13 protein-coding genes are annotated in these 15,000 nt (G+C 66.5%); 6 read left to right on the forward strand and 7 right to left on the reverse strand.

Translation table 11 applies throughout. The annotated features are described in order from the left end of the window. Positions 1-4 precede the first annotated feature (4 nt). The 7 genes from U1738_RS09035 to U1738_RS09065 form a co-directional block, all read right to left on the reverse strand. Complete coding sequence (locus U1738_RS09035) at positions 5-769, reverse strand: SDR family oxidoreductase (protein WP_332788716.1); 765 nt, start codon at positions 767-769, stop codon at positions 5-7. Next, complete coding sequence (locus U1738_RS09040) at positions 769-1,311, reverse strand: nuclear transport factor 2 family protein (RefSeq protein ID WP_332788717.1); 543 nt, start codon at positions 1,309-1,311, stop codon at positions 769-771. The genes U1738_RS09035 and U1738_RS09040 overlap by 1 nt, the downstream gene beginning before the upstream one ends. Before the next feature lie 8 nt (positions 1,312-1,319). Further along, on the reverse strand, positions 1,320-3,116 hold the full coding sequence (locus U1738_RS09045) for an AMP-binding protein (protein ID WP_332788718.1): 1,797 nt from the start codon (positions 3,114-3,116) through the stop codon (positions 1,320-1,322). A 2-nt stretch (positions 3,117-3,118) separates the two neighbouring features. Beyond that, positions 3,119-3,547 carry a nuclear transport factor 2 family protein gene (locus U1738_RS09050; protein WP_332788719.1) on the reverse strand — a complete coding sequence of 143 codons (429 nt, stop codon included), beginning with the start codon at positions 3,545-3,547 and terminating at the stop codon, positions 3,119-3,121. 85 nt (positions 3,548-3,632) lie between these two features. After that, positions 3,633-4,853, reverse strand: a complete 1,221-nt coding sequence (locus U1738_RS09055) for an acetyl-CoA acetyltransferase (RefSeq protein ID WP_332788720.1) — start codon at positions 4,851-4,853, stop codon at positions 3,633-3,635. 46 nt (positions 4,854-4,899) lie between these two features. Beyond that, entirely contained in the window at positions 4,900-6,237 is a 1,338-nt protein-coding gene (locus tag U1738_RS09060) for an MFS transporter (RefSeq protein ID WP_332788721.1), read from the reverse strand. 1 nt (position 6,238) lies between these two features. Next, a complete protein-coding gene (locus tag U1738_RS09065; protein ID WP_332788722.1) occupies positions 6,239-6,682 on the reverse strand; it encodes a nuclear transport factor 2 family protein in 444 nt (147 codons plus the stop codon). A 179-nt stretch (positions 6,683-6,861) separates the two neighbouring features. On the opposite strand from U1738_RS09065, the gene U1738_RS09070 reads away from it, so the two are divergent. The 6 genes from U1738_RS09070 to U1738_RS09095 all read left to right on the forward strand — a co-directional run bounded on the left by U1738_RS09070 (position 6,862) and on the right by U1738_RS09095 (position 14,876). Continuing rightward, positions 6,862-9,123 (forward strand): TonB-dependent receptor, encoded by a 2,262-nt coding sequence (locus U1738_RS09070; RefSeq protein WP_332788723.1) that lies wholly within the window; start codon positions 6,862-6,864, stop codon positions 9,121-9,123. 109 nt (positions 9,124-9,232) lie between these two features. Beyond that, positions 9,233-10,711: a carotenoid oxygenase family protein gene (locus U1738_RS09075; RefSeq protein WP_332788724.1), complete on the forward strand. Its 1,479-nt coding sequence runs from the start codon at positions 9,233-9,235 to the stop codon at positions 10,709-10,711. A 3-nt stretch (positions 10,712-10,714) separates the two neighbouring features. Next, positions 10,715-11,782, forward strand: a complete 1,068-nt coding sequence (locus U1738_RS09080; RefSeq protein ID WP_332788725.1) for an NAD(P)H-dependent amine dehydrogenase family protein — start codon at positions 10,715-10,717, stop codon at positions 11,780-11,782. Next, on the forward strand, positions 11,779-12,924 hold the full coding sequence (locus U1738_RS09085) for a thiolase family protein (RefSeq protein ID WP_332788726.1): 1,146 nt from the start codon (positions 11,779-11,781) through the stop codon (positions 12,922-12,924). Before U1738_RS09080 ends, U1738_RS09085 begins: the two co-directional genes overlap by 4 nt. Further along, entirely contained in the window at positions 12,921-13,853 is a 933-nt protein-coding gene (locus U1738_RS09090) for an NAD(P)H-dependent flavin oxidoreductase (RefSeq protein WP_332788727.1), read from the forward strand. The genes U1738_RS09085 and U1738_RS09090 overlap by 4 nt, the downstream gene beginning before the upstream one ends. 60 nt (positions 13,854-13,913) lie before the next feature. After that, the gene (locus U1738_RS09095; RefSeq protein ID WP_332788728.1) at positions 13,914-14,876 is read left to right on the forward strand and encodes a winged helix-turn-helix transcriptional regulator; all 963 of its coding nucleotides are present in this window, start codon (positions 13,914-13,916) and stop codon (positions 14,874-14,876) included. Positions 14,877-15,000: the final 124 nt, after the last annotated feature.

Raw genomic sequence — 15,000 nt, forward strand, 5'->3', positions numbered from 1 at the left:
CGGATCAACGCCCGGTCGAGATCGTGTCCATGTCGAGCATCCGCGCCAGCGCACGTTCCTGCGCCTTCGGGTCGCGCGACTTCGCGGCGCGCACCTCCACCGCCATGCGATCGGTATCCACTTCGTCCAGCCCGCGCTTGATCGCCGAGAGTCCGATCTTCGCGATATCTTCGGGCTTCTCCTTCGCGCCGCCGACATGCGCGGCCATGCGCGTATCGACCGATCCGACGATCAGTGCCGAGACGCTGGTGCCCTGCCTCGCCAGTTCGGCGCGGATCGAGGTGGTCGCGGCGCGCGCGGCGAATTTGGACGGGCTGTAGCCGCCCATTGCCGGCACCGCGACGACCCCGCCCGAGGACAGGACGTTGACGATCGCGCCGCCACCATTGGCCTTCAGCACACTCGCGAAGGCGCGACACATGCCGAGCAGGCCGAAATAATTGACCTCCATCTCCTCGCGCGCGGCCGCCATCGTATCGGCCCCGATCAGCCTCTGGTTCACGAACGCGCCGGCATTATTGACGAGGATCGAGACGTCGGTACAGGCGGCCGCCGCCGCCGCGATCTGATCCGGCTGCGCCACATCGAGTGCCAAGGCGACGATCCTGCCGCCGCCTTCCTCGACCAGATGCTGCGCATTGGCGACGTCGCGCGTGCCGACATAGACCTTGGCCGCGCCCGCACCGATCAGCGCGCGGACGAACGCTTCGCCGATGCCGCGATTGCCGCCGGTGACCAGCCCGACCGCACCGGTGATGTCCATCGCCATCAGTCCGCCGCCATCTGATAGAGCACGTCGTGCGGGTGCTTCGCGCCGCGCGTCAGTTCGGTGCCCTCGGGGAACATCATGCCGCGGCCCCAGCTCTCGGTCAGCGGCATTTCGTGGTTCCACTCCCACGCGAGGCGGCGCAGCGCGATCTTCCACTTGCCATCACGGCGTTCGAACCGATCCACCGCGCGCGCCAAAGTCAGCGTGTCGAACTTGTCGCCGCCCTTCTCCTTCATCCGCGCGAAGGCGAGGATGTAATGCTCGGCACGGGCGATATCGCCGTCCACCTCGATCACGATATTGGTGGCGAGGTGGTTCATGATCCCGCCCTTGGGCAGCATCTTGGCCATCAATGCGACATAGTCGGAGGCGGGGCCGTGATAGACGCCGCCATGATCCTCGATCGCATCGGGATGATAGGCATCGGCGATCAGCGGGATATCGGCGCGATCGGCGCCGCGCAGGTACAGGTTGATGACGTCGGTGATCTCCTGCTTGTCGAGCAGGGTCTGGATGCGGGGGTCCGTATGGGGATCGGTCATGGAAATTCCTACAGCAGGATGATGTCGGGATCGGGGATGTCGGCATAGAGCCGGTCGATGTCGCCCTGGCGCCGGTCGATCACCGCGCGGCGATTGATCGTGCCCTTGTCGGACATTTCGTGCGCGTTGGGATCGGGCGGCACATCGAGCAGCAACGCCCGGCGGATGCGCGACGAACTGCCATGTTGCGCAGCGTTGAACGTCTTTAGTGCCGCCGTGATGCGGTCGCGATCGCCATCCGGCGTCGGCCACAGCATCAGCGTCAGATATTCGCGATTCTCGTCGCACAGCACCAGATCGCGCACCATCGGCGTCAGCGCTTTCAGCAGGCCATCGCGCAGCGACCCGCCATAGACCCACGCCCCGCTCGACAGCTTGAATTCCTCCGCCGCGCGCCCGGCAAAGGCCAGCCCCTTCTCGGGATCGGCGGAATCGTTGAATACCGCCATATCGCCAGTGCGGTAGAAGCCCTCCTCGTCGAACGCCTCCGCATTCTTGGCCGGTTCGTCGAGATAGCCGCGCGTCACGTTCGGCCCCGCCGCGCGCACCTCGTAGCGGTCGCCCGAGGGCACCAGTTTCACCACCGCGCCGGGGGCCGGCAGGCCGATGCCGACGCGATCGGTTTCGAAATGGATCGCCATGAAGGCCGACACCGTCTCGGTCGAGCCATAGCCCGAGGTCAACATGATGCGGTGCCCGGTCTCGGCGATCGCCGCCGCCTGCAACCGGTCGTATACCGGCTGGCTCAGCCCCGCCCCGCCGTACAGCATCAGCCGAAGCTGCGAGAAGAAGGTGCGGCGCAGTTCGGGATCGTTCTCCAGCGCCTCGACCAGCATGCCGTAGCCCAGCGGCACGTTGTTGAAATAGCGCACCGGGATCTCGCGCAAATTGCGCAGCGATTCCGCGAACAGGCCGGGCATCGGCTTACCGTCGTCGATATACAGCGTGCCGCCCTCGGTCAGCGTCGTGCGCAGCACGAACGCGCCGGCGGCGTGGTGCCAGGGCAGCCAATCAAGCATTACGTCGTGCCAGCCCGCCGCCTCGCCGATCATCTGGCGGCATTGCGCGCTGTTTGCGGCGAGATTGTCGAACGTGATCGCGACCATCTTGGGCAGTCCGGTCGATCCGGAGGTGAGCATGTAAGCGGCGAGATCGTCCGCCCGGATCGCTTCCACCGCGATCGTCACCGCCTCGGTCGCCGTCGTGGCGAGCAGCGTGTCGATCGCCACCGACGGCTTGGCCACCAGCGCAGGATCGCCGGTGATGACGATCGCATCGCCCAGATCGAGTGCGGCCAGCGCCGGCGCCAGCTTCGCCGAATTCTCCGCGAACACCACGCCCGGCTTCACCTTCGCCACGACATGCGCCAGCCGCCCGTAATCGCCGCCGAGCGCGCCATAGGCGGTGCTGACCGGAAAGACCGGCAGGCCCGCCGCCCAGGCCGCGAAGGTGGCGATGGCGAAGGCCGGAGTATTATCCGCGATCAGCAGCATCGGCCGGCCATCCGGCGCATGATCGATCAGCCATTGCGCCGCCGCATCGATCCGCGCCTTCAGCTCGGCATAGCTGAGCGTCGCCCAGCCCTCACGCCCGGCCTCGCGCCACGCCAGCGCCGGCTTGTCGGGCTGGCGCGCGGCGGAGCGGGCGAGGTCGGCGGGGATGTTCGCGTCGTACTCCGCGATGGCGACGCGCGACCGGAGCAGGATCGTGCCGTCGTCGCGCCGCTCGACCGCAAGATCGACCGGCATCAGCTTCGCCTCGCGGAAGTCCGGCAGCGCATCGTCGAATGTCGGGGCGGTAGCCATGATCAGACCGCCGGCCGCGCGAGCATGACGTCCACCGTCTCGCGCACGCCCTTGCCGGCGACCTGTTCCTCCTGCAGCCGGCCCTCGAAATATTCGCGCCAGTGGCGGATCACGCCGCCTTCGTAATCGAGGATGCCGCAATAGGGGATGGCGACGCGCGTACCGTCCATCGTGTCGAATTCGTCGACGCCCTCCATCCACACCGTGTCGCCGACCGCCGCGACATCGAACAGCCGCCAGCGATTGTTCTTCAGCCGCCCCTTCATCGCCTCCAGCGTCTTGCGCATCTGCGCCTTGCCCTGGATCGGCGGCTTCAGCCCGCCGGAATTGTTCCAGGTGATATCCTCGTGCAGGCACGACAGAACGCCCTCGACATCGGCCTCGTGCCAGCTGCTGATGACCTTGCGAAGCGTGGCGATGTTGTCGGGCATTGGTCTCTCCTTGGAATGTGCCGGGAAGGTCACGACCAATGCCGCGCCCCCGATCATGATCGTGCGTCGGGTAATCATCGGCCGGTCATTGGGCCTGGACGACGAGGCTCACGGTCGTCGTGGTCGAGCCGCCGATGTTGAGCGTCTGTACGGTCTTCGCGCCCTCGACCTGATAGTCGCCCGCCGCCCCCGTCACCTGCTTGAACGCATCGAGCGCCATGCGCACCCCGGTCGCGCCGACCGGATGGCCACAGCCGATCAGCCCGCCCGAGGGGTTGACGGGAATGCGCCCGCCGGCCTCGATGCTGCCATCCTCGATCGCCTTCCACGCCTCGCCCGGCGCGGCGATGCCGAGATGCTCGATCGCCATATATTCGGTCGCGGTGAAGCAGTCGTGCAGCTCGATCATGTCGACCTGATCGAGCGAAACGCCGGCCCGCGCGCGCGCCTCGTCGGCGGCGCGCTTCACTTGCGGAAAGACGTACGCGTCGTTCGCGCTCGCCTGCACCTTGCGGCTGTACGAGATCGGCGCGGAGCGATGGCCCCAGCCGGTGATGCGCGGCAGGCTGTCGAGCGGGATGCCGCGCTTCCCGGCATATTCGGCGGCGCGCTTCGGCGAGGCGAGGAAGATCACGCTCGCCCCGTCGGTCACCTGCCCGCAATCCATCTTGCGCATGCGCCCCTCGACCACCGGGTTGGCGACATCGTCTTCGGTGAAGCTTTCCGGGGTGAACTGCCACTCGCGCGACTGGGCATTGGGGTTGCGCTTGCCGTTGGCGAAATTGATCTCGGCGATGCGACGCAGGTGGCGCGCATCGATGCCGTAACGGCGGTCATATTCCTCCGTCAGGTCGGAGAAAGCGCGCGGCCAGACGAATTGCGCGTCGCCGAATTCGTGGCCGGTCCAGGCCGCCGCGCCGAGATGCTGCGCCGCAATCTTGCCCGGCACGTTGCGCATCTGCTCCATGCCCAGCACGCAGGCCAGATCGTATCGCCCGGCGTCCAGTTCGGCGGTGGCGGCGAGGATCGCGACCGAACCCGAGGCGCAGGCCGCTTCGTGGCGCGCGGTCGGCAGGCCGTCGAAATCGGGATGGACCAAGCCGAAGAATCCGCCGAGCAACCCCTGCCCCGCAAACAATTCGCCGACGAAATTGCCGACATGCCCGGTCTCGATCTCCTTCGGATCGAGCTTCGTCGCCTCCAGCCCGGCCTCGATCGTCTCGGAAAAGGCATCGGCCATGTCCATGCCGCGCCGCGCCCAATTGTCGGAAAAGTCGCTCTGCCAGCCGCCGAGAATATAAGTCATGTCCGCTCCGATTCGCCGACCATCCAGTCAGTCTCTTTAAACAAGCTTATGCCGGTTCGGCCGCCGTGGCAAGCGCATCCACCGCGCGACCGAACGGCCGGATCGCGCTCAGCACCAGCAGCCCGGCGATCGGCCCGAGCATGCCCGCCGCCAGCGCGATCGCGGGGCCGAGCGCGCCCGGATCGTGGAACAGATGTTCGGTGATCAGCGCGACGCTGACCGGGCCGACCGTCAGCCCGACGATGCCGAGCACGAAATAATAGAGCGCCGCCGTCCGCCCGCGCAGATTGCCGGGGGCCGCTTCGCACAGGGCCGAGACGGCGAGCCCGCCGGACGCGGTGAAGAAGATCATCGCGGGCGCGAGGATGAACACCGCCGTCCAGCCGTCGCGCGCCAGACAGGCGGCGATGAGGAGCGGCGTGACGATCAGGATCGACCAGCCGGTGATCTTCAGGCTCGCCGCCTTTACCCCGCGCACCGCGAGATGCGACGACAGCCAGCCGGCAAAGGCCAGTCCGAACCCGCCGAACACCGTCACCACCAGACCGTAGCGCAGGCCCACCTGTCCCGGAGTCCAGCCGAAGGTGCGGATGAAAAAAGCCGGCATCCAGGACAGGACGCCGTAGATCAGCACGCAATACAGCGCCATGCCGCCGAGATGCCGCAGATGGAATGCGCGGTGGCGGTTGAGATGCGGGATCAGACCGCTGCCGCTTTCCTCGCGCACCAGCACCTCGCGCCGGACGGGTTCGGTGACGAAAGCGAGCAGGACGACGACGACCAGACCGGCCAGCCCGACCAGAATGAACGTCGCCTGCCACGGTGCGACCTCGCCTACGATCGGCAGCGCGAAACGCGGTTGCGCGGAGATGAGCTGGATCACCGTTCCCCCGACCATCAGCGCCAGCCCAGCGCCGACCGACGAGGCCATCGAATAGACGCTGATCGGGAAGGCGCGACGCTCGGCCGGGAAGCTGTCGCCGATCATCGAGATCGCCGCCGGGGAGAGGCTCGCCTCGCCCGCCCCCACGCCCATCCGGGCGAGGAACAGCTGCCAGAAATTCCCCGCCAGCCCGCACGCCGCGGTCGCCAGGCACCAGGTCGTCACGCCGATCGCCACCACCCGCCGCCGCGACGTGCGATCGACCAGCCAGCCGAGCGGCATGCCCATCACGGTGTAGAACAGGCCGAACGCCAGTCCCTGAAGCAACGCGATCTGCGTATCGCCCAACCCCAGATCGGCCTTGATCGGATCGATCAACAGGCTGAGGATCGTGCGATCGACGAACGACACGGTGTAGCCCAGGGTCAGCACCGCCACCGCGAACCAACTGCGCGCGGGGTTCGGCCAGGCATCAGTGGGGGCGGGGGCGGCGCTGGCCATGTCAGCGGGTCTCGTGATCGAAGTCCGTCGCGACCCCCATCTCGCCGAGCAATTGCCCGCGATCGTAATATTCGCGCCACACCTTGATCAGGCCGTCGCCGTCGAATTCGAACACGCCCGTCACCGGCACCGCGCCCGTCTTGCCGTTATAGACGAAGCGATCGACCCGCTCCATGTACAGGATGCCGTTGATCACGCCCATGTTGCTGACGTCGAGGACGATCTCGGTGGCCAGTTCGCCCAGGCCGGAAATGCGCTTGTGGATTGCGTCGCGGCCCTCGATCGGATCGACCATCATCGAATGCAGCACGCCGTCCTCGGCGAACAAGGCGGCCGCTTCGTCCCAGTCCATCGCCTTCCATGCCGCGATCATCCGAGTCGCGATGTCGATTTTATGCCCGTCGGTATTTTTGTCGGTGCGTGCGTCCAGTGCCGTGTCGGTCATGCTGCTCTCCTATGACAGTCGTTTTATGCAAGTGAGGTTGGCGCAGCGCGGCGGGCCTGTCAATCGAGTTAGTCTTGACAAGCAAGTCACTTTGACGAAAACAGCATCAGCTTGCTTAAAAAGACTGAGTGAGCACGACACGGCCAACAAGGCCGGACAGAATTTTGGGAGGGACTGAAATGGCCACGATCACCTGTGCGCGTGTACTGCGTTTAGCCTTGGCATCGGCGAGCATCGCCGCCTTGGGCACGGCCTTGCCGGCGTTGGCCCAGTCGACCGCCGGCCCCGCGACGCCGGTCGATGCGCCCGCTCAGGTCGAGGAGGGGCCGCAGCTCGAAGAGATCATCGTCACCGCGCGCAAGCGTTCGGAAAGCCTGCAGAACGTGCCGATCGCGGTCACCGCCTTCAGCGGCACGGCGCTGCGCGATAGCCAGATCACCGATCTGTCGGCACTCGCCGGGCGCACGCCGAGCTTCACCTTCCAGGCGCAGGGGTCGCTGGAGCAGGAAGCGTTCATCCGCGGCGTCGGCACGGTGCGCCTGACCAGCGCCAGCGCCGATCCGTCGATCGGCCTGTTCATCAACGAAGTGTATATCGGCCGTCGCGGCTCGGCGACGCCGCCGATCTTCGACGTCGAACGCGTCGAGGTGCTGCGCGGGCCGCAAGGCACGATCTTCGGCAAGAACGTCGTCGGCGGTGCGGTGAGCATTATCACCGCCACCCCGAAATTCGATTTCGGTGCCAGCGGCTATGTCTCGGTCGGCAGTTACGGCACGGTCCAGTCCGAAGCGAACGTGACCGGTGCGCTGTCGGATTCGACCGCGGCGCGCCTGTCGTTCCAGCAGAACCGGCATGACGGCTTCAGCCGCAACATCGTCAACGGCCAGGAACTCGACGATGCCGAAGGCTATGCCGGCCGCGCCTCCGTCCTAGTCAATGCCAGCGACCGGCTGACGCTGAACTTCATCGCCGATGCCAGCCATGACGAGGGCGGCGGCCAGGCGCGCCACGCGGTCGACGATCCGACCCGCGCCGGCATCGGCCCGATTACGACGGGGCAGATCTCCAAGGATCCGCGCGTCACCGAAACGCCGTACCTCCAGTATAACCGCCGCAACACCTATGGCTTCACCGCGCGCGCCGATTACGATCTCGGCAAGGCCAAGCTGACCTATCTCGCCGCGCTCCGCCTCGGCAATTCGGGCCAGCGCTTCAGCCAGGCCGGGGCCGGCGCTCCGCCGTCCTTCACCGATTCGGTGCTGACCCAATCCGAAAAGTATAGCGGCATCACGCAGGAACTGCGCCTCGCCTCCGATAAGAGCGGCCCGTTCAGCTGGCTGGTCGGTCTGTACTATCTGCGCGAGGATACGCGGCGCAGTTCGGACAATCTCGCGCGTTCGGCACTACCCGGCGGGCCCGGCGGCACGCGGGACAGTCTCGACGGCGAAAACGTCTTCGCCAATAGCGGCATCACCTCCAACTATGCCGCGTTCGGCGAACTGGAATATGAGATCCTGCCCGGCTTCACCGCATCGGCCGGTGCGCGCTACACGATCGATCACAAGGAGATGAACGCCAACGCGCGCATCATCAGCTTCGGCCCGGCCGGCGACATCCTCTCCCCCGCCCCGCTCAAGACGCCGTACAATGTGAACGTGAAGAAGACCTGGAAGGAAGCGACGCCGCGCTTCGCGCTCGAATGGAAGGCCACGCCCTCGATCCTGCTCTATGCCTCGGCAGCGAAGGGCTTCAAGGGCGGCGGCTGGCAGGCGGCGACGCCCGATGCGGCCACCGCATCGCGGCCGTTCAACCCGGAAACCGCGTGGAATTACGAACTCGGTTTCAAGAGCGACCTGTTCGACCGCCGCGTGCGCCTGAACCTCGCTGCGTTCCGGCTCGATTTCAGCAACCTTCAGGTCGAACAGCTCGACGACGTCCTGCTGACGACCGTCGTCACCAATGCCGCTAGCGCCAAGATCCAGGGCATCGAGGGCGAATTGTCCGTCGCCGTCACCGAAGGCCTGTCGATCTCGGGATCGGGTTCGGTGCTCGACGCCAAGTACAAGAACTACACCGATCCCCGGCGCAACATCGTCTATACCGGCAACAAACTGGCGCGCACCGCCGACTATCAATATTCGATCGCGGCGGACTACAAATTGCCGGTGGGCGAGCGCTACGCGATCAAGGCACATGCCGATTACACCTATCAGGACAAATTCTTCTACGGCCCGGACAACACCAATTTCGAACCCGGCTATGGCCTGCTCGATGCGCGGATCGGTTTCGGCCGCGCGGACGAACGCTGGGCGGTGACCTTGTGGGCCAAGAACCTGACCAACAAGCTGTACCGTACCAGCGTGATCCCGTTCCTGGGCGACGAAGCCTCGCTGTACGGCGCGCCGCGCACCTACGGTGTGCGCTTGTCGGGCAAATTCTGACAGGGCATCAACCACTTGACCGGCGGCGGCATGCCGAAATGCCGCCGCTTGTCACTTGCGTTACAAGACTTACGTTGCTAGGCGATCGACAGGATATGAGGACGCGCCAATGAAGCTCGAACGACACCCCCCGGTCGTCACCAGTCTGGAACCGAGCAACCACCCGTATCTCAACGGCGCGTGGACGCCGCTGCACGAGGAGGTCGATGCCGAGGATCTCGACGTGATCGAGGGCGTGATCCCGTCCGATATCGACGGCGTCTATCTGCGCAATACCGAGAATCAGGTGCATCAACCGCTCGGCCGCCACCACCCCTTCGATGGCGATGCGATGATCCACCAGATCTCGTTCAATCAGGGCAAGGCATCCTATCGCAACCGCTTCGTCCGCACGCGCTGTTTCCAGGCGGAGCAGGAAGCGGGCAAGTCGCTCTGGGGCGGCCTCGCCGATCCGGTCGGCACGTCGGTACGCCCGGGCTATGGCGCGCATGGCAGCCTGAAGGACAATGCCAGCACCGACGTGGTCGTCCATGCCGGCAAATTGCTCTCGACCTTCTATCAGTGTGGCGAGGCCTATGCGATGGATCCCGAGACGCTGGAGGATCTCGGCGTCGCGCCCTGGGCACCGATCGATGGCGTCTCGGCGCATTGCAAGGTCGATGAGGCGACCGGCGAATTGCTGTTCTTCAATTATTCGAAGCACGCGCCGTACATGCATTACGGCGTGGTCGGCGCGGACGGGAAGCTGAAGAGCTATATCCCGATTCCCCTGCCCGGCCCGCGCCTGCCGCACGACATGGCGTTCAGCGAGAAATATTCGATCTTCAACGATTTCCCGGTCTTTTGGGACCCTAAACTGCTCGAACGCGACGTGCATGCGGTACGCTTCTTCCGCGACATGAAGTCGCGCTTCGCGATCGTGCCGCGCCACGGCGGGCCCAACGATATCAAGTGGTTCGAGGCCGATCCTTGCTACGTCCTGCACTTCCTGAACGCCTACGAAGATGGCCACGAACTTGTCCTCGACGGCTACTACCAGGAAGACCCCACCCCGCGTCCGCTCGCCGGTTCGGTCGAGGGGCACGAGCATATGATGGCGTTGCTCGACATGCACAGCTTCCGCAGCCGGCTGCACCGCTGGCGCTTCGATCTCGTGACCGGCGAGACGCGCGAGGAGCGCCTGTCGGACGAGACGGTCGAATTCGGCATGATGAACGCGCGCTTCGCCGGGAAGCCGTATCGCTATGCCTATTCGGTCACGTCGAAGCCGGGCTGGTTCCTGTTCAACGGCCTGATCAAGCACGACCTCCAAACCGGCACCGACGAAAGCGTGATCCTGCCCGAGGGCGTCTATGCCAGCGAGGCACCGTTCGCGCCGCGCATCGGCGCGGTGGATGAGGATGACGGCTATATCGTCAGCTTCCTGATCGACGAGAATCGCGGGCGATCGGAATGCGTGCTGATCGACGCGAAGAATTTCGCCGCCGGGCCGGTGTGCCGCATCGCCTTGCCACACAAATTGAGCAGCGGGACGCATGCGGTGTGGGCCGACCGGGCGTTCATCGAGACCGGCCGCAGCGCAGCCTGAGGCGTGGTGTTCCCGAAACCGATCCGCGTCGTCCAATGGGCGACGGGCGCGATGGGCCGCACGTCGCTGCGCCGCATCATCGACCATCCCGATCTCGAACTGGTCGGGGTGTATGTCTATTCGCCCAAAAAGGCCGGGCGCGACGCGGGCGAGATCGCCAAGCGCCCGGCGAACGGCGTGATCTGCACCAGCGATATCGACCAGATCCTGGCGCTCGACGCGGATGTCGTGATCCACACGCCGCGCATCACCCTGCCCTATGACGCGATGAACGCGGATGTCGCGCGCCTGCTGGCCAGCGGCAAGAACGTCGTCTCCACGGCGGGCTTCCATTATCCGGACGCCCATGGCGCGACCTACACCGCGCCGTTGCTGGCGGCGTGCGCGAAGGGCGGTACGACGCTCACCGGCCTCGGCGTCAATCCCGGCTTTGTGGTCGAACGGCTGACGCTGGCCGCGACCGGATTGTGCCACGAGATCGAGCGGATCACGATCAGCGAGACGGTCGATGCGTCGGCCATGGCCTCGACGGAGTTCGTCTTCGGCCTGATGGGCTTCGGTGCCGATCCCGCGACCGACATCACGCGCGGGCCACTTGCCGAACTGTATACGTCGCTGTTTTCCGAGGTGCTGCACCTTGCCGCGCAAGGGCTGGACGATGCGGTGGCGCGCATCGCGCCGGCGCATGAGATCACGCTAGCCCCGCGCGACATCGTCCTGCCAGCCGGTACGATCCCCACCGGCACCGTCGCCGCGACGCGCTGGCGCTGGACCGCGACGCTCGCCAGCGGGATAGACCTGACATTGTCGATCCTGTGGACCGCCGATCCTGCGCTGCACCCCGAACAGGGGCTGGGCCACTGGACCATCCGGATCGAAGGGCGGCCGAACGTGCGCCTGACGCTGGCGATCGACGAGGGCGATCCCGCCGCGCCGCCTGCCCGCGCGCTGACCGATGCAACGATCGCCGTTGCCATCGCGGGCATTCCGGCGGTGATCGCCGCCGCGCCCGGCTTCTTCGCCTTTCCGGCCCCCACCCCGTTCCGCGCCCGACTGGAGCCAGCGACATGACCGTCTATATCCGCGATGCCGTGCGCACGCCGCGGGGCAAGGCCCGGCCCGATGGCGGGCTGGCGCAACAGACTCCGCAGGGCCTGATCGCCACTCTGGTCGCGGCGCTCAATGCCCGCGCGCCGGGCGCCAAAGATACCGACGCATTGATGCTCGGCTGTGTCGGGCAGATCGGCGCGCAGGGCGGCAACATCGCGATGGTCGCCAAGCTCGCCGCCGGCCTGCCCGACCGGGCCACCGCCCAGACGATCAACGCCTATTGCGCCTCCGGCCTCGTCGCGATCGGTCAGGCGGCGGCGCTGATCGAAAGCGGGGCGATCGACACCGCGCTTGCCGGCGGGGTCGAGATGATGTCGGCGGTCGGCTTCATGGCGGACGGGGCCAGCTTCTACACCGATCGCGACCTGCCCCGCGCCGCGCAATATCTGCCCGTGGCGATCGCCGCCGACCGTCTGTCCACCCGCGAAGCCGTGTCGCGCGAGGCGATGGATGCCGCCACCGCCGCCTCGCAGGCCCGCGCCGCCGCAGCGGAAGGCGATGCAACGCTCACCGCGTCGCGCATCGCGATCGGCGATTTGGCGACCGACGAATGCGTCCGCGCGCTCACGCCCGAGAAACTCGCCGCTTTGCTTCCGGCTTTCGCGGAGCTGGGCAGTGGATATGGTGATGTCCTCGGCGATGAGGCGGTTACCTATACCCACACCGTCGCCCATGCCCCGCCGGTCTGCGATGGTGCCGGGCTCGCCGCGCTCAGCGGGGATGCCGCCAGCGCTCGTGCGAAGATCATCGGCTATGCCGAGATCGGTGGCGATCCGGCCGCCTCGCTCAACGCCGGGTTCGCCGCGATGGAGAAGGTGCTCACCCGTGCCGGGCTGACGCTGGCCGATATGGACCGCGTCGAATTCATGGAGGCGTTCGCGGTCGCCATCGCCAAGTTCCTGCGCGATTACGATGTCGATCCGGCGAAGGTGAATGTGTCGGGCGGGCATCTCGCCAAGGGGCACCCGATGGGCGCGACCGGTGCGATCCTGCTGTCCACCCTGCTCGACACGCTCGACGCCTGCGCGGGACGTTACGGGCTGGTCGTCGTCACCGGAGCATCGGGCGTCGGCGCGGCGATGATCGTCGAGCGCATCGCATGAACCGGCTCGGCCTGAACCTGCGGCTGCCGGTGATCGCCGCGCCGATGTTCCTCGTCTCCGGCCCGGCGCTCGTCATCGCTGCATGCCGCGCCGGCATCGTCGGATCCTTCCCGACGACCAATTGCCGCACCGCCGCCGAGGTCGATGCGTGGATGGGCGAGATCACCGCAGCGATCGATGGCGCGCCATGGGCCGCGAACCTGATCACGCATTCCACCAATGCGCGTCTCGCCGACGATCTCGCGCTCGTCGCCAAACATAAACCACCTGTGGTGATCACCGCGCTGGGCAGCCCCGCGCCGGTGGTCGAGATCGTGCACGATTATGGCGGCACGGTGCTGGCCGACGTGATCGACCCGAAACTCGCGCGCAAGGCGCTGGCGGCGGGCGCGGACGGCCTGGCCTGCGTGGCGACCGGGGCCGGCGGGCATACCGGCAAATACTCACCCCTCGCCTTCGTCTCGGCGGTGCGCGCGTTCTTCGACGGGCCGTTGGCACTGGGCGGCGGCATCGCCGACGGTGCGGGCGTCGCGGCGGCGATCGCGGCCGGCGCGGACCTGATCTATATGGGCACGCGCTTCGTCGGCGCGACCGAGAGCCTCGCCGTCCCGGCCTATAAGGCGATGGTGGCCGCGGCGGGGATCGACGATATCGTGGTCAGCGGTGCCGTCACCGGCACGCCCGCCTCGTGGTTGCGCGCCAGTTTCGATGCCGCCGGCTATACCGTGGACGGCGGCGCGCCGGAACGGAATTACGATTCCGCCGCGGACGGCCGCGCGCGCTGGCGGGACATCTGGTCTGCTGGCCAAGGCGTGCACGCATCTACGAACGAACAATCGACCGCGGAAATCGTCGACGATCTGGAACGCGGTTTCATCGCCGCGCAGGTGCGTCTCGCCGGCTGGTCCGGCCGTACAGGGCATTCATAACGCTTCCTCTCCGCGCTGCTTGGGGTACGGTAAGTTTATGTTGCCAAGCCGAGGTGCAGGTTGAAGTCCGAAGAAAGCCCAACCGTCGAAACCGATTCCGACGCCGAGGCCGGGCATCGACTCAAATCCAATTCGGCGCGGCGCGCGCTGGATATCCTCGGTGATCGCTGGACGCTGATGATCCTGCACCTCGCGTTCAAGCGCGTGCGCCGGTTCGACGATTTCCGCGCGCGCATCGGCATCGCGCGCAGCCTGCTCACCGATCGCCTGCGCCGCATGGAAGTCGCCGGGATCATCCGCCGCGAACGCTATCAGGAACGCCCGCCGCGCGACGAATATCGCCTGACCGAGATGGGGCTGGACCTGTTCGGCGCGTCGCTGATGATCATCCGTTGGGAAAAGCGCTGGTTCCCCGACGACCGGGTCGATGTCCACAGCCTGCGCCACAGTTGCGGCAAGGTGTTCCTGCCCGAACTGCGCTGCGCGACCTGCGGCGAGGAAGTGACGGCGCGCGACGTGATCGCGGAGGACGGCCCGGGCGCGGGCTTCGAGCCGCCGCAACGCGCCCGCGCGCAACGCCGATCGATCATCGCGCGTGGCGAACTCGACCTGCATCAACGCATGCTGGAGCGGGCGATCGACGTTCTCGGCGACCGCTGGACCGCGCAGACGATCGCCTCAGCCTTCACCGGCATCCGGCGCTTCGGCGCGTTCGAGGCCGATCTCGGCGTCGCCCCCAACATCCTCACCGACCGACTGGTCCGCCTCGTCGACCTCGGCGTCCTCGACCGCAAACGCTATCAGGAAAAACCCGAGCGCTTCGAATATCGCCTGACGCCCGAAGGGCTGGACCTGTTCCCGCTGATCATCGAACTGATCCGCTGGGGCGATCGCTGGCTGGCGGGCAAGGCCGGCCCGCCCCAGGTGATCCGCCACCGCACCTGCGGCGCGGAACTGGTACCGGCGATCACCTGCGATCAATGCGGAGAAGCGGTCAGGCCGCAATCGACGACGATCGGTTAGGCGCCCCGGCGCGATCGCCTCATTTCACGCCGTATTGACAAACGCCGGGCGAAACGGCTTTCCCGACAGGATGGGGATGCGATCTCCCCACGAGGCGGCAGCCGAAGCATCGCGTCCACCTTCA

Source organism: Parasphingomonas caseinilytica (genome assembly GCF_036663755.1).
Classification (GTDB): Bacteria; Pseudomonadota; Alphaproteobacteria; order Sphingomonadales; family Sphingomonadaceae; genus Sphingomonas.